Source organism: Micromonospora sagamiensis (assembly GCF_014680085.1).
GTDB lineage: Bacteria > Actinomycetota > Actinomycetes > Mycobacteriales > Micromonosporaceae > Micromonospora > Micromonospora inyonensis.
In genome coordinates, this window is record NZ_AP023438.1 from 2,521,301 (window position 1) to 2,541,010 (window position 19,710).

15 protein-coding genes, 1 tRNA gene and 2 pseudogenes are annotated in these 19,710 nt (G+C 69.6%); 10 read left to right on the forward strand and 8 right to left on the reverse strand.

Annotated elements, in window-relative coordinates; all coding sequences use genetic code 11:
- Window positions 1–31: 31 nt before the first annotated feature.
- From IGA62_RS10875 to IGA62_RS10885, 3 genes are read right to left on the reverse strand one after another with little or no spacing between them, the layout of a single operon-like run.
- On the reverse strand, window positions 32–493 hold the full coding sequence (locus tag IGA62_RS10875; RefSeq protein WP_145815168.1) for a RidA family protein: 462 nt from the start codon (window positions 491–493) through the stop codon (window positions 32–34).
- The gene (locus IGA62_RS10880) at window positions 490–645 is read right to left on the reverse strand and encodes a DUF4177 domain-containing protein (RefSeq protein WP_091452994.1); all 156 of its coding nucleotides are present in this window, start codon (window positions 643–645) and stop codon (window positions 490–492) included. The genes IGA62_RS10875 and IGA62_RS10880 overlap by 4 nt, the downstream gene beginning before the upstream one ends.
- 46 nt (window positions 646–691) lie before the next feature.
- Complete coding sequence (locus IGA62_RS10885; protein WP_145815167.1) at window positions 692–1,168, reverse strand: hypothetical protein; 477 nt, start codon at window positions 1,166–1,168, stop codon at window positions 692–694.
- Between the two features lie 595 nt (window positions 1,169–1,763).
- Between IGA62_RS10885 and IGA62_RS10890 the strand changes: the two genes are divergently transcribed.
- Genes IGA62_RS10890 through IGA62_RS10900 form a run of 3 tightly spaced genes read left to right on the forward strand, consistent with a single transcriptional unit; the run spans window position 1,764 to window position 4,615 of the window.
- On the forward strand, window positions 1,764–2,408 hold the full coding sequence (locus IGA62_RS10890) for an Rv0361 family membrane protein (protein ID WP_232625064.1): 645 nt from the start codon (window positions 1,764–1,766) through the stop codon (window positions 2,406–2,408).
- Between the two features lie 26 nt (window positions 2,409–2,434).
- Window positions 2,435–3,412, forward strand: coding sequence for an ArsA family ATPase (locus IGA62_RS10895; RefSeq protein WP_145815166.1), 978 nt, complete (start codon window positions 2,435–2,437; stop codon window positions 3,410–3,412).
- 54 nt (window positions 3,413–3,466) lie between these two features.
- Window positions 3,467–4,615 (forward strand): ArsA family ATPase, encoded by a 1,149-nt coding sequence (locus IGA62_RS10900; RefSeq protein WP_186499691.1) that lies wholly within the window; start codon window positions 3,467–3,469, stop codon window positions 4,613–4,615.
- A gap of 87 nt (window positions 4,616–4,702) precedes the next feature.
- On the opposite strand, the gene IGA62_RS10905 is transcribed toward IGA62_RS10900, so the two are convergent.
- Window positions 4,703–5,020 carry a WhiB family transcriptional regulator gene (locus IGA62_RS10905; RefSeq protein WP_091453004.1) on the reverse strand — a complete coding sequence of 106 codons (318 nt, stop codon included), beginning with the start codon at window positions 5,018–5,020 and terminating at the stop codon, window positions 4,703–4,705.
- Between the two features lie 402 nt (window positions 5,021–5,422).
- Between IGA62_RS10905 and IGA62_RS10910 the strand changes: the two genes are divergently transcribed.
- Window positions 5,423–7,879, forward strand: coding sequence for a penicillin-binding protein (locus IGA62_RS10910; RefSeq protein ID WP_145815164.1), 2,457 nt, complete (start codon window positions 5,423–5,425; stop codon window positions 7,877–7,879).
- A 117-nt stretch (window positions 7,880–7,996) separates the two neighbouring features.
- Here the strand turns inward: IGA62_RS10910 and IGA62_RS10915 are convergent, their stop codons facing one another.
- Window positions 7,997–8,452: a GatB/YqeY domain-containing protein gene (locus tag IGA62_RS10915; RefSeq protein ID WP_145815163.1), complete on the reverse strand. Its 456-nt coding sequence runs from the start codon at window positions 8,450–8,452 to the stop codon at window positions 7,997–7,999.
- 25 nt (window positions 8,453–8,477) lie between these two features.
- On the opposite strand from IGA62_RS10915, the gene IGA62_RS10920 reads away from it, so the two are divergent.
- Entirely contained in the window at window positions 8,478–9,371 is an 894-nt protein-coding gene (locus IGA62_RS10920) for a metallophosphoesterase (RefSeq protein ID WP_145815162.1), read from the forward strand.
- A gap of 99 nt (window positions 9,372–9,470) precedes the next feature.
- Window positions 9,471–9,547: transfer RNA gene (locus tag IGA62_RS10925), tRNA-Pro, on the forward strand.
- A 71-nt stretch (window positions 9,548–9,618) separates the two neighbouring features.
- Here IGA62_RS10925 and IGA62_RS30560 read toward each other — a convergent pair.
- A pseudogene (locus IGA62_RS30560) lies at window positions 9,619–10,681 on the reverse strand (tyrosine-type recombinase/integrase); the annotation flags it as partial.
- A gap of 444 nt (window positions 10,682–11,125) precedes the next feature.
- A pseudogene (locus tag IGA62_RS10935) lies at window positions 11,126–12,728 on the reverse strand (IS481 family transposase); the annotation flags it as partial.
- A gap of 850 nt (window positions 12,729–13,578) precedes the next feature.
- Here IGA62_RS10935 and IGA62_RS10940 point away from each other — a divergent pair.
- The 3 genes from IGA62_RS10940 to IGA62_RS10950 all read left to right on the forward strand — a co-directional run bounded on the left by IGA62_RS10940 (window position 13,579) and on the right by IGA62_RS10950 (window position 18,162).
- The gene (locus IGA62_RS10940; RefSeq protein WP_145815161.1) at window positions 13,579–15,441 is read left to right on the forward strand and encodes an HsdM family class I SAM-dependent methyltransferase; all 1,863 of its coding nucleotides are present in this window, start codon (window positions 13,579–13,581) and stop codon (window positions 15,439–15,441) included.
- A 118-nt stretch (window positions 15,442–15,559) separates the two neighbouring features.
- Entirely contained in the window at window positions 15,560–16,633 is a 1,074-nt protein-coding gene (locus IGA62_RS10945; protein ID WP_190289276.1) for a restriction endonuclease subunit S, read from the forward strand.
- 323 nt (window positions 16,634–16,956) lie between these two features.
- Complete coding sequence (locus tag IGA62_RS10950; RefSeq protein ID WP_145821673.1) at window positions 16,957–18,162, forward strand: helix-turn-helix domain-containing protein; 1,206 nt, start codon at window positions 16,957–16,959, stop codon at window positions 18,160–18,162.
- A gap of 175 nt (window positions 18,163–18,337) precedes the next feature.
- Here the strand turns inward: IGA62_RS10950 and IGA62_RS10955 are convergent, their stop codons facing one another.
- A complete protein-coding gene (locus tag IGA62_RS10955) occupies window positions 18,338–18,517 on the reverse strand; it encodes a hypothetical protein (protein WP_186499689.1) in 180 nt (59 codons plus the stop codon).
- Here IGA62_RS10955 and IGA62_RS10960 point away from each other — a divergent pair.
- The gene (locus IGA62_RS10960; protein WP_232624950.1) at window positions 18,507–19,709 is read left to right on the forward strand and encodes a helix-turn-helix domain-containing protein; all 1,203 of its coding nucleotides are present in this window, start codon (window positions 18,507–18,509) and stop codon (window positions 19,707–19,709) included. The genes IGA62_RS10955 and IGA62_RS10960 overlap by 11 nt on opposite strands.
- Window position 19,710: the final 1 nt, after the last annotated feature.

Sequence of the window (19,710 nt, forward strand, 5' to 3'; positions counted from 1 at the left end):
CGCCGGGCGGAGTCACGTCGAACGGGACCGGTCAGGCGACCTCGACGATGACCTCGACCTCGACCGGAGCGTCCAGCGGCAGCTCCGACACGCCGACCGCGCTACGGGCGTGCCGACCGGCCTCCCCGAAGACCGTGCCGAACAGGTCGGAGGCACCGTTGATCACGCCGGGCTGGCCGGTGAAGCCGGGGGCCGAGGCGACGAAGCCGGTCAGCTTCACCACCTTGACCACGTTCTCCAGACCGACCAGCGCCTCGATCGCGGCGAGCGCGTTCAGCGCGCAGCGCTGGGCGAGGTCCTTCGCCTGCTCGGCGGAGACCCCGGCACCGACCTTGCCGGTGGCGAGGAGCTTCCCCTGGGCCATCGGCAGCTGCCCGGAGACGTAGACGGTCCGCCCGGACTGCACCGCCGGCACGTAGCTGGCCACCGGAGCAGCCACCTCGGGCAGCTCCAGCCCCAGCTCGGCGAGCTTGGCGTACGGGGTGGCGGTCATGCCTTGGGCCGCTTCAGGTAGGCGACGAGCTGCTCCGGGTTCGGCCCCGGGATCACCGAGACGAGCTCCCAACCGTCCTCGCCCCAGTTGTCGAGGATCTGCTTGGTCGCGTGGACCAGCAGCGGAACGGTGGCGTACTCCCACTTCTGCATCGTTGCCGGGCTCCCGTTGTCGTGGGGTGGATGTTCCGCCGACAGCCTACGGCCCGGTCGACGGCCGGGGCACGGGACGCGGCTCCGGGGTCAGCGGCGCCTCCCCGCAGGGACCCGGGTGCCCGTAGCGCTGGGGGCAGCGGGACCGGTCGGGCAGGAGCAGGTCACAGAAGACCCGGCGTCGGTTGTTCTGGTCGTCGGCCGTGGAGACGGTGGTCTCCCCGGCGTCCAGCTCGGGCACGAAGCCGAGGGAGTCCGCGACCCGACCGGCCAGCGCGGTGGCCGTCGCCAGGTCCAGCACCCGGACCGGCAAGTGGATCACGTACCCCGGTTCGTCGTCGTCCCGGGCACGGTCGACCGGCCGGGCCCGCAGGCGCAGCGGTTCGAGCTGGTCGGGCGACCGACGGTACGGCCGCTCGTTGCACGGGGACGCCACCGCCGGATCCCCGGCCTCCCCCCGGCGCGCGGGCCTGGAGTCGCCGTCGGGAAACTGGGTGCGGGGAGTGTTCTCCGCGTCGCGCATGCAACCGCCTCCGGGCGTCGTACCTGTCCGATATGCCGTCTGCGTGGCGGGCGTCGCCGCCCGGCCCGTTCCCCCGCGTCGGCCCGAACGTAGGTCCGAGATCCGCCGTCGGCAACCGGACGCGCACAGATCATCACGGACAGTCATATATGCGACAGCCCGACGGTCCGGTTGTGGATACCGCCGCCGGCCTACCCACCGGTAGGCGACCGCGCCTGCCGTCCGGCACCGGGCGGGTCGGACCACGCCGGGCCGTGTCGGCACCCGGGCGACGACCGCACCGGGACCCCGGTCCGCCCCGGCGACCGCTACCCTCACGGGCGGGTCGGCGCTCCCGACCCGCCGCCAGAAGCGTCACCGCCGCCGGTGACCGTGTAGCGCACTCCCGGGGGAGACGATGACCCAACCGCCGCAGGGTGGCCCGTTCCCGCCGCCGAGCGGTCCGCCGTTCGGTGCCGGCCAGCCCCAGCCCGACGCCCCGTACGGCACGCCCGGCCCGGCCCCGTATCCCGGCGGCGCACCGGGATACCCGCCTCAGCCCGGCACGCCGGCCCCGCCGCCCGGATACGGGGCCCCGCCGGTGTCCGGCGCACCGATGCCCCCGCCCGGGTACGGCGCACCCGTGCCCCCGCCCGGATACGGCGCACCCGTGCCGCCGGCGGACGGGTACGGCGCACCGGTGCCCCCGGCGGACGGGTCCTTCCCGGCGCCGCCCCCCGGCTACCCGGCACCGGCTGGCGGCCCCTACCCGGCCGGCGGGCCCTACCCGCCCGGCTACCCGGCACCGGTCGCGCCCCGGAAGAAGCGCGGGCTGCTGATCGCCTCGATCGTCGTGGTGGTCGCCCTGCTGCTCTGCGGCGGCGGTGGCGCCGCCGCCTTCTTCATGCTGCGCGGGGCCGACTCCGGCGAGGGCGCGGACGCGCCGACGACCGCGGTACAGGAGTTCCTCACCGCCGTCTACCAGGACCGCAACGCCACTCGCGCGACCGAGCTGGTCTGCTCCTCCTCCCGTGACCGGGAGAAGATCGAGGCCAAGGTGGCCGAGGTGAAGAAGTACGTCGACGAGCACGAGACGCCCCGGTTCCGGTGGACCGCTCCGAAGGTCGACGAGCAGACCGAGGAGCGGGCGACCGTCTCCACCAAGGTGACCATGACCACCGCCGACGAGAAGGTCGCCGAGCAGGATCTGCGCTTCACCGTGATCCGCGAGACCGGCTGGTGGGTCTGCGAGGTCGGCTGATCCCGACCAGTGGTTAGGCTCGACTGGTGCGAGCAGCTGAGCAGGCGGTCGATCCGGCCGGCCCCGGGTGGCCGGCCCGCCTCCACGTGGTGACCGGCAAGGGCGGCACGGGCAAGACCAGCGTGGCGGCGGCGCTGGCCCTGGGGCTGGCCGCGAACGGCCGGCGCACGCTGCTGGTCGAGGTGGAGGGGCGACAGGGGATCGCGCAGCTCTTCGGCACCGATCCGCTCCCGTACGAGGAGCGGCACCTGACCGACGCGCCGGGCGGCGGGGAGGTCCGGGCACTCGCGGTGGATGCCGAGGAGGCGTTGCTGGAGTACCTCGACATGTTCTACAAGCTCGGGGCCGCCGGACGTGCCCTGCGCAAGCTCGGCGCGATCGACTTCGCCACCACCATCGCCCCCGGCCTGCGGGACGTGCTGCTCACCGGCAAGGTCAAGGAGGCGACCACCCGTACCACCGGACACCGCCGGGCGTACGACGCGGTGGTGCTGGACGCCCCACCGACCGGGCGGATCGGCCGGTTCCTGAACGTCACCGCGGAGACCGCCCGGCTGGCCAAGGTCGGGCCGATCAAGACCCAGAGCGAGGGGGTGGCCGCCCTGCTGCGCTCCCCGATGACCGCGGTGCACGTGGTGACGCTCCTGGAGGAGATGCCGGTCCAGGAGACGCTGGACGCGGTCGCCGAGCTGACCTCGTTCGGTTTCCCGGTGGGGCGGATCATCGTCAACGCGACCCGTCCCCCGCTGCCCGCCGGTCGGGCGACCAGCCAGGCCGAACTACGCCGGGGACTGCTCGCCGCAGGGCTCCCGGCCGACCGGGCCACCGTGGCCGGGCTGCACACCGAGGCGGTCGACCAGGCCGTCCGGCGGGAGCTGGAGGAGACGCTCCGCGCGGAGCTGACCGACATCGGCCGACCACTGGTCGAGCTTCCGCTGCTCCCGGCGGGGGTGGACCGGGACGGCCTGGAGACGCTGGCCGCCGCGCTCGTCAGGGCGGATTGACTCACACCTGACGCCGGCACGGCGCGGAGAGCCGCACGAGCCCGATACGCTCGATTGGTGCCTTCCGAAGACGCGGCGCCGCTGCTGGACGTCGACCACATCCTCGCCGACCCCGGCGTGCGGATCGTCGTGTGCTGTGGCGCGGGCGGGGTGGGGAAGACGACCACCGCGGCGGCGCTCGCGTTGCGGGCGGCGGAACGACACCGCCGTCGTACGGTGGTGCTCACCATCGACCCGGCCCGCCGGCTCGCCCAGTCCCTCGGCCTGACCGAGCTGGACAACACTCCGCGCCAGGTCAAGGGGATCGACACCGACGGCGGCGGCGAGCTGCACGCCATGATGCTGGACATGAAGCGGACCTTCGACGACGTGGTGCTCCAGCACACCGACCCGGCGAAGGCGGCGGAGATCTTCGCCAACCCCTTCTACCAGGCGATGAGTTCGACCTTCGCCGGCACGCAGGAGTACATGGCGATGGAGAAGCTCGGGCAGCTCCACGCCCGGGGCGAGTGGGACCTGATCGTGGTGGACACCCCGCCGTCCCGCTCGGCGCTGGACTTCCTCGACGCGCCGGCCCGGCTCTCCCGCTTCCTCGACGGCCGGATGCTGCGCCTGCTGCTCGCCCCGGCGCGCACCGGGGGGCGGAGCATGTTCAGCCTGGTCACCGCCTCGTTCGGGATGTTCTCGAAGGTGGTGCAGAAGGTGCTCGGCGCGCAGCTGCTGACCGACCTCTCCGGGTTCGTCGCGGCACTGGACTCGATGTTCGGGGGCTTCCGGCAGCGCGCGGAGCAGACGTACCGGATCCTCCAGGCCCGGGAGACGGCGTTCCTGCTGGTCGCGGCGCCGGAACCGGACGCGGTCCGGGAGGCCGCCTACTTCGCCGGGCGGCTGCGGGAGGAACGGATGCCCCTGGCCGGGCTGGTCCTCAACCGGGTGCACCGGCCGGCGGTGACCACTCCGGACGCGACGGAGAGCCTCGCTGCGGCGGAACGGCTGGCGGAGCTGGGTGGCCACGACGCCACCGTGGACGTGCTGCGGGCCCACGCCGCCCTGTGCGAGCAGTCGGCCCGCGAGCAGCAGGTGGCGACGTCCTTCACCGAGGCGTTCCCGGCGGTCCCGACGGTCGCGGTCGCGGCGCAGCCCGCCGACGTGCACGACGTCGACGGGCTGCGGACGATCGGTGCGGCGATCAGCCGTCCGTGACCGGCGCGGTCAGCGGACCGTGACCGTGGCCTTGAGCGGGGCCGGGGCCGGGTGCCGCCGGTCGGCCGGCCGGCACCGGACGGCGGGTCAGCCCGCGTTGACCAGGATCTTGTCCTTGCCCGTCTTCTCCCTGGCGTTCTTGCGCATGGCGGCCTCGAACATCTTGCGCCAGCTCGTCACCTGGGGGTGCCGGCGCAGCAGCGCGCGGCGTTCCCGCTCCGTCATGCCGCCCCACACGCCGAATTCGATCCGGTTGTCGAGCGCGTCGGCCAGGCACTCGTACCGAACTGGGCAGCTCCGGCAGATCCGCTTCGCCACGTTCTGTTCAGCGCCCTGTACGAACAGTGCGTCCGGGTCTCCGTTCTGACACGCCGCCAGCGACGGCCAGTCAGTGATCATGCCCATCTGTACTCGTCCCCCCTTGCAGTACCTACCGACTCCGTGCGGGTCAGCCGGATTTCCCCCCGGTCATCCGCGCCCGACCTTCCCCAAGGCGGCACGGACGACATCTGGCGCTGTCGCCGCCCCCATCATGCTCTGTAGTCGTCCGATTACGCAACGTTGTCGGCTAAATCCATCATTTCGGACACTTCGCGCGTCTCGGGCTACGGCCCGCCGCATACCCCGGCCGACCGCGTGAAAACCCTGCGGTGTCCCCGCTTTCCGGGGACACTCGTCCGCCGCGCCGCGCAACCCCGCACCGGGGGTCGTGCGTTTAGCACAACGAGGGCGGCGCACGCAGGAAATGGGGAAACCTGCCCCGGAGCCGCCCACTCCCCACTCACGTACTCTGTCGAGGTGACCTGGATGCGGAAACGTGACCACAATCTGCTGACCAACGCCGCATCGCTACTGATCTGCGGCCTGCTGGCCGGGGTGGTGGTGGCGGCTGCGGCGTTCCCGGCCGTGGCGATGTCCGGGCTGGCCGCCAAGGCGGGCGCCGAGACACTCGGGAAGCTGCCGCCGGACCTGACCGTCAAACGGGCCCCGCAGATCAGCTACCTGCTCGCCTCGGACAACAAGACCCCGCTGGCGACCATGTACGACGAGAACCGCCGCGACGTCAAGCTCAAGGACGTCGCGGAGGTCATGCGGGAGGCCATCGTCGCCGCCGAGGACCACGACTTCTACAAGCACAACGGCGTCGACTTCAAGGGTGTCGCCCGGGCGTTCGTCAACAACAGCTCCGGCGCGGCCTCCCAGCAGGGCGCCTCGACGCTGACCATGCAGTACGTCCGGCTGGCGATCGCGTACTCGGCGAGCCACCCGGCCGACGTGGTGGCCGCGACCGAGGACACCACCGCCCGCAAGGTCCGCGAGATGCAGTACGCCGTCCAGGTGGAGAAGAAGTTCTCCAAGGACGAGATCATGGAGCGCTACCTCAACATCGCGGCCTTCGGCAACGGCGCGTACGGCGTCTTCGCCGCCAGCCAGGTCTACTTCAACAAGACGCCGGCCAAGCTCACCATCGACGAGGCCGCGATGCTCGCCGGCATGGTGAAGGCGCCGACCAGCTTCGACCCGACCACCAAGAGCGGCTACCCGCTCGCCGTCGAGCGCCGTAACTATGTGATCAACAACATGGTGGAGATCGGCGCCATCTCCAAGGAGGAGGGCGAGAAGGCCAAGGCGGTCAAGCTGGTCGTCAAGGGGAAGCGGGCGCCGAACGGCTGCGTGCAGACCCGGGACAACAAGTGGGGCTTCTTCTGCGACTACTTCTACCGCTGGTGGCTCCAGCAGGAGGAGTTCGGCTCCACCACGTACGACCGGGAGCGGCGGCTCAAGAGCGGCGGCTACAACATCGTCACCACCCTCGACGTCCAGGCCCAGCGGGGCGCGGACAACGCGGTCCGCAAGGCCAAGTCGGTGAACAGCAAGGAAGCCGCGATGGTGGCCGTGGTCGAGCCGGGCAGCGGCCGGGTCCGGGCGCTGTCGGTGAACCGGAACTACAAGCTGGACGACCCGAACAAGCCGCAGAACAAGCCGCACAGCGACCCGGTGCAGCGGAACAAGAACAAGAAGCGTGGCAACTACCCGAACACGGTGAACCCGCTGCTCAGCGGTGGTGACGGCATCACCGGTTACCAGGCCGGCTCGACGTTCAAGATGTTCACCATCGTGGCCGCGCTGGAGAAGGGCATCCCGCTCCAGTACACGATCAACGCGCCGAAGCAGTTCAAGTCCGAGTACATCGTGGAGCGGGGCTCGAAGGCCGCCTGCCCGGGGACGAGCAACTACTGCCCGACCAACTCGGTCGAGAGCATGGCCGGCCCGCACAACATGTGGAGCGCCTTCGGCCGCTCGGTGAACACCTACTTCGTCCCGCTCCAGCAGCAGGTCGGCGCGAAGAACGTGGTCAAGGCGGCACAGAAGCTCGGCATCACCTTCCGGGCCAGCAACGACGCCACGTTCGCCGCCACCGACCAGGCCGCGAACCAGTGGGGCGCGTTCACCCTGGGTGTCTCGCAGACCACCCCGCTGGAGCTGGCGAACGCGTACGCCACCCTCGCTGCGGACGGCAAGTACTGCGAGCCGATCCCGGTGCAGAAGATCACCGGCCCGGACGGCAAGACCCTGGACATCGCCAACCCGCGCTGTGAGCAGCGGATCAGCACCGAGGTGGCCCGCGCCGCCGTGGACGCCGCCCGCTGCCCGCTCGGTGACCGCTCGTCGACCTCCCGCTGTAGCGGTGCCACCGCAGGCAACGTCAAGGGCATCGTCGACGCGCCGGTGGCCGGCAAGTCCGGCACCACCGACTCCGAGAAGACCGCCTCGCTGGTCGCGATGACCAAGCAGTACGCGGTGGCCGGCATCATGGCCGACCCGGACTGGCCGCAGACCAACGTCAAGATGAAGCACAACCAGAAGGACGGCATCAACCCGCCGGTGTACGAGACGCTGCGCGACGCGATGAAGGGCAAGGAGCGGATCAACTTCACCCCGCCGAGCGGCAAGATCATCACGGGTGACCAGCGCTCCATCCCCCGCGTCCGGTGCGAGTCGGTCGACACCGCGCGCAACCGGCTGAAGGGTGCCGGCTTCGAGGTCGTGGTCAGCGACATCAAGATCTCGTCGAGCTGCCCGGCGGGGAGCGTCGCCGGCACCAGCCCCGAGGGACGCACCATCAAGGGCGGCGTGGTCACCATCCAGCTCAGCGACGGCAACGGTGGTGGCACGCCGGGCGACAACGGCGGCGGTACGCCGCCCGGCGGCACCCCGCCCGGCGGCACGCCCCGAGGTGGCCCAGACCGTCCCAACCGCTGACCGGTCGGACCTGACGAGGGGCCCCTGCCGTCGCACACCAGCGACAGCAGGGGCCCCTCGTCGTTCCGGTCCACCCGCTCGGGAGCCGGTCACGGCCGACCGGCGTCGACCGACAGGTCAGACGGCGAGCTGGCGGCGTACCTCGGCGGCCACCCGGCCACCCTCGGCGCGGCCGGCCACCGCGGCCTGGGCCGCCTTCATGGCCGGGCCCATCTGGGCCTTGCCGTCGAACCCACCCGCCGCGAGCGCCCCCGCGACCAGCTCGGCCAACTCCTCGTCGGAGAGCTGCTTCGGCAGGTACCGCTCCAGCACCTCACCCTCGGCGGTCTCCTTGCCGGCCTGCTCGGTGCGACCCGCCTCGGCGAAGGCGGTCGCCGCCTCGCGGCGCTTCTTGGCCTCCTTGGTCAGCACGGCGAGCACCTCGTCGTCGGAGAGCTCCCGCTTGGCCTTACCCGCGACCTCGGCGTTGCCGACGGCCGCCAGGGCCATCCGCAGGGTGGAGGTGGTCAGCTCGTCCCGGGCCTTCAGGGCGGCCCGCATGTCGGCGGTCAGGCGGTCCTTAAGCGTGCTCATGGTCGGTCAAACTACCCTGAACGCCATGCGAAAGCGCACCTTATTCCGGCTCGCGACCGCCACCGCCGCCCTCGGCGCGGCCACCCTGGCGTACGCCTCGCTCGTCGAGCGCAACATGTTCACCCTCCGCCGGTACGACGTGCCGGTGCTGCCGGCCGACGCCGAACCGCTGCGCATCCTGCACATCTCCGACCTGCACATGACCCCGGACCAGGAACGCAAGCAGCGCTGGGTGGCGTCCCTGGCCGCCCTGGACCCGGACCTGGTGGTGGTGACCGGGGACAACATGGCCCACCCCGAAGCGGTGCCCGGGGTGCTGCGGGCCCTCCAGCCGCTGCTCGACCTGCCCGGTGCCTTCGTCTTCGGCTCCAACGACTACACCGGACCGGTCTGGAAGAACCCGTTCACCTACTTCCTGCCCGACCGTGGGTACGTCGACGGGGTCGCACTCCCCTACGAAGACCTGCGCTCGGTGTTCACCGGGGCCGGCTGGGCCGACCTGAACAACGCCCGTACCACGGTCAAGGCCGGTGGCCGGCTCGTCGAACTGGTCGGGGTCGACGACCCGCACATCGAGCGGGACGACTACTCGTTGGTGGCCGGGGCGGTCTCCGAGGAGGCCGGCCTCTCCCTCGGCCTGACCCACTCCCCCGAGCCCCGGGTGCTGGACGAGATGGCCGCCGACGGCTTCGACCTGCTGCTGGCCGGGCACACCCACGGTGGTCAGGTCTGCGTACCGGGGGTCGGGGCGCTGGTGACCAACTGCGGGCTGCCCCGCACGATGGCGAAGGGCCTGCACCGCTGGCCCGGCTCCGACTCGTGGCTGCACGTCTCGGCCGGCCTGGGCACCCACCCGACCGCCCCGATCCGGTTCGCCTGCCCGCCGGAGGCGAGCATCCTCACGCTGATCCCGCGCTGATCCGGTCCGCGCTGTCGCCGTCGGTCGGAGGCCGAAGCCGGCGCGGGGGTACCGAGTTTGATCCCCGGGGCGGGTGGGCTAGTATTTGTCCGCACGCCTCGGGGTGTGGCGCAGCTTGGTAGCGCGCTTCGTTCGGGACGAAGAGGTCGTCGGTTCGAATCCGGCCACCCCGACCAGGTAAGAGGGCACATCCGATCGATGGATGTGCCCTCAGTGCATTGGTACAGCAGTCGAGTACAGCAACGGGTCAGCGCAGGCTCTCGCCGAGGCGCTTGAGGGCGTCGCGGGTGGCGTCCGAGGACGCCTGCGAGTAGATCTCCATCGTCACCGAGACCTCCGCGTGCCGGAGCACCTGCATGATGACGCGCGGGTGCACGTCCAGGTCGACGAGCAGGGTCGCGCAGGTACGCCGAGCATCGTGCACCGTGATCTTCCGGACGCCTGCACGGGCGCAGCGGGCGTCCCAGGAACGGTTGACGTTGCGCGGCTCGACCGGGGTCCCGTAGCGGGTGGTGAACAGCAGCCGGGAGCCCTGCCAGGCGATCCCCGCCTGGTCGCGGTCGTTCTTCCTCGCCTGCTGACGGAGGTCGAGCGCCGCTGCGCAGATGTCCGGCAGTGGGAGCGTGGCGTCCGAGCTCTGCGTCTTGGTCTCGCGGTGCAGCAGTTGGCCGCCGACCCGCTGCAACTGCCAGCCGATCGACAACTCCCCCGCCGCCAGGTCCACGGCATCCTCGGTGAGGCCGAGCACCTCGCCCTTGCGCAGGCCGAGGACCAGGATCAGCACGTACGCGGCGTAGAGCGGATCCCGGTCGGCCCGCGGACTCCAGGAAGCGACGCGCCTCGTCACTGCTCCACGCCTTGCCCTTGCGACGGCGGACCGGTGGGAGCTTGACCAGCGCGGCGGCGTTGCGGGTGACCAGTTCCTCGGTGGCGGCGTGGTTGAGCGCCGAGCGCAGCACACCCCGGATGTCCTTCACTGTGCGGGCAGACGGCGTGTCGCCGCAGCACCGGCCGAGTGCACAGCATCGCCGTCTCGGCTCAGGGCGGCGGGCATCCTTGCCCTGGGCGCAGCACTGGCAGGTGCGGGCCACCTCGTTGATCCAGGTCTGCGCGTCGCGCACCTGGAGCCGGTCGAGCCGCTTCCCACCGAGGCCGGGGATCACGTACAACCGGAGGATCGTCTCGTACGTGGCGCAGGTCAGCGGCGCAAGGTTGGGCCGCACCACCTCCCGGTGCCAGTACGTCAGGTAGTCGCCGAGGGTGGGTACGCGGGTGGCGACCGGACCGGCCTTAGCCCGCTTCTTGGTCCTCGATCGCGTCGACAGGAACCACCTCAAGCGCGTAGTCCGGCCGGGGTAGGAATCCGAAGTCGGCGGGAGGATCGAACCTCTCGATGGAGGTAACCCCGCACCTCCGTCGGTGGGATGCCGACGAAGCAAGGGTCACCGGTTTGGAGTTCTGAGGCGTCGGGCTCCAGGCGCCAGGGTGTGTTGAGCCAGCCGTGCGCGTCAGGGTCACGAGGGAAGCCCACGGTGCCGTCCCATGAGTTGGTTGACTCGGGGTCGGCCTCCCACCATGGCCAGTCGATGAGCAGTCGCTGGGGCGTGGTCCTGACGACCCGCGCGACGAACGCCTCGGCTGAGATCAGGAGCAGGTCGCCGACGGTGTAGCCGAGCGCCTTCGTCAACCTGGTGCTATCCATGGTCTGATCTGCCAGTTTCCTTGCTCCAACTCATGAGCGACAAAGCTAGGCAGCTGACGCGGCGTTCGACCCGGGTCGGTTCGGCTGCTGGGGTGGGTGGGGGTCCGGCGGGGCGTGCGTCACGGATGCCGGCGATCTCGGCCGGGGTCAGCGGGTTGGGCAGGCTGCGCAGCAGGACACCGTCGGCGCTGATCTGCATGAGGCCACGGTCGAGTCGGACGGTGACCCGTCTGCCGGCGGAGTGGTAGCCGACGGGGTGTTGCCGGCCGGCGAGACCGATCAGGCCGGTGGCGTTGACCAGCCGTTCGACCTCGACAGGGGCGCCGGCTTGGACGACTCCGGTGGTGATCGGTGGTGGGCCGGCCGGTTGGCCGTCGTCGGCGAGGACCTGGCGCAGGTGGGTGGGAGTGAGCCGGGACGGCACGGTCTTGAGTCGGACGCCGTCGATGAGCAGGTGAACGACGGTGGTGTCGGCCCAGAGGGTGACCGGGAGTCCGGCGCGGGTGGGGCTGAGCCAGAACTGTTGCCCGCAGACGGTGAGGTTGCCCGAGGCGGGGACGGTCCGGGTGACCTCCACGGCCAGGCCGACGTCATCGGCGACGGCCGCTGGCGCAGCGGGGGCGGAGGTCTGCTCCGCGGATGGTGAGGGTGGTGGTGCCGGCAGCGGGCGGCGGGGTGCCGGGATGGTGGCGGCCAGCGTCGGGGGCAGCCGCAGCGGCAGCTGCTCGTCGGTTGGTGGGGAGGTGAACCGGTCGGCGGGGAATGCCATGTTCAGGGACTGGTGCGGCCGTTGGGTGTTGTATTCGTGCCGGAACGCGTCGATGGCGGCTTGGGCCTCCTCTGGGCTGGCCCAGACTTCGACATCGTCGAGGAGTTCGCGTTGCAGGGTCTGGTGGAACCGTTCGACCTTGCCGGTGGTGGTGGGGGTGCGGGGTTTGGTGTTGCGGGCCACGATGCCGTTCTCGCGACAGATGCGTTCGAACATCACCTCGGCCGGGCGGGGCTGGTTGAACCGGCCGGTGAACTGCTTGCCGTTGTCCGTCAGGACTTCCTCGGGGATCCCGAACCGCTGCAAAGCACCGGCGAACGCGAGGCATACCGCACGGCCGGTGGCCCGGCGGACGACCTGGGCGATGACGCAGAACCGCGAGTGGTCATCAACGCCGGTGACGACCTTCGCCTCACCGCCATCGGCGAGGCGGATGCCCCCGACGATGTCCAGCTGCCACAGCTCCATCGGCCGGCCCCGTTCCCACCGCTTGTAATCCTCCCGACGACGGCGGCGGGGCGTCGGGTTGACCAGTCCGTGCCGGATCAGCACCCGATGCAGGGTGATCCGCGACGGGATGGGGCCAGGGCAGTCCTGGCGGCCGAGTTCGAAGACCAGACGACGGGCACCCCAGCGAGGATTGATTCCGGCGCAGCTCACAGATCAGCGCCTCCACCTCAGGCGGAGTCTGCCCTGGCGAGGAACGCGGCCGGCTGGACCGGTCGGCCAGACCCTCCAGCCCTTCCTGCTCATACCAGGCCAGCCACCGATGCACGGCCTGGCGGGAGACTCCAAACCGTTCGGCGACGTCCGTGACCGTCGACCCGGCAAGCACGTCCTGGACGGCCCGGTACCGCTGTTCCATCACGCTTATCTCCACCAACACTCGGCGGAGTGTCACCCAGGTCCCGATACCGATCTGTCACGCAGGTCCCGAGACCGGACAGGCGGCTACCGGCCTGTGTGGGAGGACTTTCTGTACATCTATCAAGGCGGCCCTGAACGGGCCGCACGCGCCGCCGCCAGGGCGCGTGCCCGTCGCTCCGCTGGCGCTTCACTCCTGTCACGCAGGACGCCCGGCGGCTGGCGCGGAGGCGGGTAGCCCGGTGGGCCGCCGCGTGACGACAGGCCGTTTTCCGGTGGGGTGGTGGGCCGGCAGCCGGCCGGGCCGCGCGGCGAGCACCGCGCGGCGTAGGGGAGCGGACGCCGGGTCCGTCGGCGGCTGGCGGGTGGGTGGCGGGGTGGCGGTTACTGCGCCTCCGGCGGGGGCGCTCCGGCTCCAGGATGGCTGGGGCTCCGTCGGCGCGTCGCGGTCCGTGGGTGGTTGCGGTGGGAGCAGGTAGTCGCCGAGCGATGCGGCACGGGCAGCTTCCCCGTGGGGCCGGCTGAGCGCTCAGGAACCCGCAGCGGCTTCCCCTCCCCGATCACCTGCGTGAGCGGCTGCTGACAGTTTGCGCGGAGGACTATCACTCCAGGAAGAGTTCGCCTCCCTGGGGTAGGGAGCCGCCGTGCGAACCATGTGCGATAAGTTTCGGTGATTATCGGCTAGGGGGGTCAGGCACGCGTCTGCGGGGCGCGCAGGGAGCACAACACACTCTCCAACGTTGTCGACTAGTGATCAGTCGTGCGAAGCTCGGACGCCGTGTGAGCAGGAGCGCGGTGCCGTTGCAGCTAGTGACAGGGCAGCGGCTCTATGTTCCGCTTTAACGCGTGAGGGGAAGAAGTAGGAGCTGGCCATGGCAGAGAGCACCACGGAGAACCTGTTCCGCGAGTTCTACGGGGCCTCGACGTTCGTCGAGAAGCGTGACATTCCGAAGAAGTTCGGCTTCCGGTCCAAACGCAAGGGGTCGACCGACGATGGCTTCCCGGACTTCTTCAAAGACATGGGCTCGTGGCTCATCGTCGTGGAGGCCAAGTCCGGCGAGCCCGGGCCGCGGTCGGATCACGCCGCCGCCCTGACTGACGTAAGCAGCTACATGACCAACAACGCCGTGCCTCACACCGACATCGTCGGCATCGCCGTCTCCGGCCAGACCCTCGAGAGCCTGCGCGTCACGCATCTGCTGCGCAAAGGCGACAGCGACGAGATTGAAGAGCTCGAAGGCATGCAGAGCCTGGTAAGCCTGAAAGCGCTCACCAACCACTACACGGCTGCAGCCATCGGCGATCCGCTCTCCGATACCGAGCTGCGACGCTTCCTGCGGCGCCTCAACGAGCGGTTCCACAGGGACTCGCGGGTGCGGGACACTGAGCGCTCGCTGTTCTTCTCGGCGCTGATGATCGCGCTCGACGACGAGCCGTTCCGCAAGGTCTACAGATCGATCAGCAAGCCCGAGGACGACCGGCTGGTCGGGGCCAGGTATCTCAACGATCAGATCGTCGACGCTGTCACGCGTCAGCTGGAGAAAAAGATCAACTCTGAGTCGAAGCAGATCGACTGGCGCGACCGCTTCGCGTTCGTGAAGACCGTTGACATCCCGCTCGACGAGTATAAGGAGATCATCGGCGAGATTGACGAGAGGGTACACCAGCCGTCCAAACGCTCGGTGAAGCGGGACATCCTTGGCCGCGCCTACAAAATCTTTCTGTCGCGCGCCGGCAAGATGGACAATAAGAACATCATCCTGACGCCCGACCACATCAAGACTTTTATGGTCGATCTGGCCCGGCTGGAGCGCGACGACGTTGTTCTCGACACCTGCATGGGCTCCGGCGGGTTCCTTATGGACGCTATGGAGCAACTCGTCGACAAGGCCCACGGCGACGGGAAGAGGATCGAGCACATACACGAGCACCAGCTAATCGGGCTGGAGTTGGACCCGATCCTGTTCGCTCTCGCCTGCTCGAACATGTTTCTCCACGGCGATGGCCGGTCGAACCTGCTCTACCGCGATTCGCTCATCACGCGAGGCAAGTCGTTCGCGGTAGCCAAGCGAGATGAGAAGTTCCGCGATTACATCAAGGGTCTGAAACCGACCAAGTGCGTGATCAATCCGCCGTACGAGAACGATAACCCGATTAACTTCACGATGTCAGCAATCGAGTACCTCGAAGAGGGTGGTCGGCTAGTCATCATCATGCCGAACAACACGCTGTCGAAGAACTCGAACCAGAAGGCAGCTCTCGCGATCCTCGAGCGTGCTCGCCTCGACTTCATCATCGATATGCCCCAGCAGCTCTTCTTCGAGCAGAAGCGCGGCGTGAAGACGTCGATCTTCGGCTTCACCAAGACGAGCAACGGTCACGACCACGACGCCCTCGTGACCTTCTCCGATATGGAGGACGATGGGCACGAGGTGCAGCTCGCGCACGGACGCCGCGACACCGGCCGATGGGGCGGCATCGCCGCGAACGTCCAGCGCGCCATCCGTGACGGTCTAGAAGACCGAGAGGCCCGGTCCTGGCGCACACCGGTCTTCGACGATGCCGGCCGGTTCATGCCGCGCGGCGTCCGGCACAACCCTTGGCCACAGACGCAGTCGCACGACCTGGACACGGCGATCGCCGACTGGCAGGAAGCCCGTGCTGTCCGCGAGGAAGCCCAAGCGGCGATGGCGGCGGTGCTATCGGCCGCAGGCATCGGCGGCTTCGATGACTGAGTGGCACTCTGTTCCTCTTGAGCGGCTGGTAACCCAGCACGTTCCGGAGTTGGTCGCCCCTAACGCCGACGACACTGTTCGATTCGCGGGAGTGCGCTGGTACGGCGACGGTCTATTCGTGCGCGAGGAGCGCAAGGGCTCCGCAGTCAAGGGAAAGTGCTACGCGCTGAAGCCGGGACTGCTGGTCTACAACCGGCTGTTCGCCTGGAAGCAGTCGTTCGCGGTCGTCACGGACGACTACGACGGAGTCGTGGTCTCGAATGAGTTCCCCCAATTCGAGGTGGACACCGCGCAGGCGACGCCCGAGTTCCTCGCCCTCTACTGCTCGTCGCCTGTCTTCGCCGCCAAGGCACTAAGCCTGTCGTCAGGATCAGCTGCCGTGAGCCGGAACCGGCTGAAGGAAGCCGACTTCCTCCGGCTGGAGGTCGCGTGTCCACCGCTGAAGGTGCAGGAACGCATCCTCGAGGTCATCACCGCTGTCGACACCTTCATCGAAGCATTGCTGGCCGAGGCGGAAGCTGCGGCGGCAGCCCGGACGGCCCTGCTCGACGAGCTGCTACGGCGACGGGATGACTCGTGGACCGACAAGCCGATAGGCAAACTCGGCACCGTAACTCGCGGCAAACGATTCATCAAGTCGGACTATGTCGACAGCGGCATCGGCTGCATCCACTACTCGCAGATCCACACGGACTTCGGCGCGCACACCAACGAGGTCCACTCCTGGCTACCGGAGGGGATGCGCCCCAAGCTGCGGTTTGCCAAGCCGGGCGACCTCGTGATCGCCGGCACCAGCGAGAACTTCGACGGGGTGCTGAAGGCCGTTGCCTGGCTCGGCGAGGAAGACGTGGCGGTACATGACGACGCGTACATCTTCGAGCACGAGCTGGAGCCTCGGTTTGCGTCCTACGTGTTCACGTCTCCTGGGTTCCGTGCGCAGCTGCCGGCCGTTATCTCGAATACCAAGGTCGTTCGGGTCTCCAAGGACGCGCTCGAACGGTTGACCGTTCCGGTGCCGCTCCCTGACACGCAGAAGGAGATCGCCGACACGATGGATACCATCGACCGGCAGGTGCGAGCGATCTCGGACGAGGTGGCTCGAGCCCAGACCGCGCGCGCGGCGCTGCTGGACGCCCTGCTGACCCACAAAATCGACGTCACGCCGTCCGACCGGCCTACCGACCTGGCATGACATGCGGAGCCCAGGCGCCCACTGGCGGATGAGTGAGGACAAACGCCGAGGTCAGAGCTTGTTAGCGAGACGTCAGGCAGCGAGGCAGCGAGGAGGCAGCGCGAGCTTCGATGCGGGTCGGTCCGGAACGTTAACGACGACGTCCGGCACCTGCTCGTTAACGCGGTCCGCCAACAGGTGTCAGTAGCCGACAACCTGAGTCCGCATCCCCCCGACTGGGTTCCAGTCCTGCGCGGGTGCCCCGTGCGGTGTCGGCATCGTGGGTCGTTACGTGGACAGGGTGGCGCGTTGTACCGTCCGTAGTGGTTGTCCGCCGACGAGAGCTGGAGCGCGTTCCTCCTTCCTACGCCGGGAGCGTCGTTGTGTCGCACGTCGATCCGCGTTTTGGAGTCCGGCTGCGGGCCCTGCGTGCGGAACGGGGTCTGTCCCTGCGGGCGCTCGGGCAGCTCGCGCATCGGGGTAAAAGTCACCTTCACGACCTGGAGACCGGGGCCAAAGCTCCGACGCCCGAGACGGCTCGGCATTTGGATGAGGTTCTTCAGGCTGGTGGCGCGCTTGTGGGGCTCGTTGGTCAGCCTGTCGACCACGACGCGGAGGCCGATGAACTGCTGGCCCGGGTGCGTGCCAGTGATGTGAGCGCCGAGACGCTGAGCCGAATCGAGGCGGGCGTCGACGATCTGGCGAGTGCGTACGCCACAACGCGGCCGATGGACCTACTTCCGATGGTGCGGCGACATCTGGCGTACGTGGGCCGGCTCCTCGACGGTCGGGGCACCCTTGCGCAGCGGCGGCGTCTGATCGTTGCTGGCGGTTGGCTGACCGTGCTACGGGCAACGGTGCACATCGATCTTCAGCAGCGTTCCGCAGCCGGCGCGCACCTGGCCGCCGCTGCCAAGCTCGCCGAGCACGGCGAGCATGCGGAGATCCAGGCGTGGTGCCTGGAAACCCAGGCGTGGGACCGGCTCACCCGGGGCGAGCACCGGCAATCGATCGAACTGGCTCAGCAGGCCCAGCGGGTGGCACCTCAGGGAAGCTCGGCGCACATCCAGGCCACGGCGCAGGAGGCGCGAGTGTGGGCGCGCGTGGGTGATGTCCGGCGGACCCGCGATGCGCTGGACCGGTTGGAGCGGTTGACCGCGAACCTGCCCGTGCCGGAGCGGGCCGAACATCACTACCGGTACGACCCGACGAAGGCGTTGGCGTACACCGCGACGACGTTGTCCTGGGCGGGCGACCCGGCTGCGGCACAGGTCGCCCGGGTCGCCTTGGCGGAACTGGATCCGCACGGGGACGGGGGCGACCGGCCCCGAAGGTCCGCTTCGGCGCGCCTCGACCTGGCCTTGGCGTTGGTCGCAGCTGACCAGCCCGACGAAGCCAGTGCGGTAGCTGCCGAGGCGATCCGTTCTGGGCGGGTGGCGTCGTCGAACTGGTGGCGGGCACGAGAGGTGCTCCGGCGGATCGAGCAGACCGGTGCGGCAGAGGCATCGGCGCTGCGCGAGGTCTACGAGACGTACCGGCCCGCCGCCTGACAGCGGACAGCCGGTCCGCCCAGCGGACACGCGGCACCTTCAAGTAGTCGCCCGATCACTCGATGCTGTGACCGAGGGCGGGATCGACGCGTACAGACCGGCAACGGGGACGAGTGCGACCCGCTTGGAGCCGGGTGCGGCGGTGTCGGTCCTTCCAGAGCACGCCGCCGCGCCCCTACCAGCGGAGGTAGGGATGAGCGAGGACGCTCCAGCCGAGAGCCGAGGCGAGCAGATTCAGGCAGCGGAACGCGAGGCCGCCCGGCAACGGATTCTCGCGCAGGCCGAAGCGGATCGAATACCAGCCGAGGAAGCTACTCGGGCCGTACCGGATCGGCGGTGGCGTCGTGGACAGCACTGAGCTGTTGCCGGTCGGGCGACGGGTGGCGTACTGGCGGGCGCGGCGGAAGCTGTCGCAGCAGGTGTTGGCCGATCGGTTGGGTAAGTCGAAGAGTTGGGTCGATAAGGTCGAGCGGGGTGTCCGGTCGCTGGACAAGGTGTCGACGCTCCAGGACATTGCCGCCGTCCTGCGGATCGACACGGCGGTGCTGCTCGGCCGGGACGCCCAGCCGGTCGCGGTGGCACAGCGCGTCGAGGGTGTGGAACGGATCCGGGCGGCTCTGTCAACGTACGAGATCGCCTTGGAACGGCCAGCGGCCCGCCGTCCCGTCTTGCCGGCCGACGAGCTGGCACGGGATGCCGCCCATGCGTGGACCACCTTCCAACACGCCCGCTACCCGCAGGTCGTCGACTTGGTGCCGGAGTTGGTGGCCGACGCGCAGCGCACCCACGCCCGCGATCCCGAGGCGGGTCGGGTGCCGCTGGTGGAGGCGTACCGGGTGACGGCGTCGCTGCTGGTGAAGCTCGGTGCTCCCGACGTGGCGTGGTTGGCGGTCGACCGGGCGATGATTGCCGCTACCGGTGACCGGGTGCTGGTGGCTGCCGCTGCCGTGCAGCTCGGCCAGGTGCTGCGCGAGTCAGGGCGAAACAGGATGGCAAAGACGGTGATGCTCGCCGCTGCGTACCGCATCGCGCCGCGCGTGATCGAGTACGGCGCCCCACCCGAGCTGTCCCTCTGCGGAAGCCTGCTGGTCCAGGCCGCCCTGGCCGCCGCCCGCATCGGAGACGACCGCACCGCCACCGACCTGATCGACGAAGCCGCCGACATGGCCGCCCGGGTAGGTGACGGGCATGACCACCACCGCACCGCGTTCGGGCCAACGGCCGTGGAACTGGCTCGGGTCGCCACAGCGGTGGAATTGGGCGACGCCCGCGAGGCCACGGCCCGGCACGAGAAGGCAACCACACGGGACGGCTGGCGATGGCTGCCTGCCGAGCACCGAGCAGCCCACCTCATCGACGCCGCCCGCGCTTACCTCCAAGCCGACGATCCGGTCAACGCCGGCCGGGTCCTGATGGAGGCCGACCGGATCGCGCCAGCCGAGATCCGCCACCGGCCAGCCGGCCGGAACGTGCTCGCCCAGGTCGCCCGAGAGCCCACCGCCCCGACGACGCTCACCCACCTCGCCGCCACCCTCGGGGTGGGCTGAG

Bases quoted from the DNA above. Each gene is read 5' to 3' on its own strand.
- IGA62_RS10875 (WP_145815168.1), bottom strand. From the start codon at position 493: ATGACCGCCACCCCGTACGCCAAGCTCGCCGAGCTGGGGCTGGAGCTG.
- IGA62_RS10880 (WP_091452994.1), bottom strand. From the start codon at position 645: ATGCAGAAGTGGGAGTACGCCACCGTTCCGCTGCTGGTCCACGCGACC.
- IGA62_RS10885 (WP_145815167.1), bottom strand. From the start codon at position 1,168: ATGCGCGACGCGGAGAACACTCCCCGCACCCAGTTTCCCGACGGCGAC.
- IGA62_RS10890 (WP_232625064.1), top strand. From the start codon at position 1,764: ATGCCCCCGCCCGGGTACGGCGCACCCGTGCCCCCGCCCGGATACGGC.
- IGA62_RS10905 (WP_091453004.1), bottom strand. From the start codon at position 5,020: ATGGGCATGATCACTGACTGGCCGTCGCTGGCGGCGTGTCAGAACGGA.
- IGA62_RS10910 (WP_145815164.1), top strand. From the start codon at position 5,423: ATGCGGAAACGTGACCACAATCTGCTGACCAACGCCGCATCGCTACTG.
- IGA62_RS10915 (WP_145815163.1), bottom strand. From the start codon at position 8,452: ATGAGCACGCTTAAGGACCGCCTGACCGCCGACATGCGGGCCGCCCTG.
- IGA62_RS10920 (WP_145815162.1), top strand. From the start codon at position 8,478: ATGCGAAAGCGCACCTTATTCCGGCTCGCGACCGCCACCGCCGCCCTC.
- IGA62_RS10940 (WP_145815161.1), top strand. From the start codon at position 13,579: ATGGCAGAGAGCACCACGGAGAACCTGTTCCGCGAGTTCTACGGGGCC.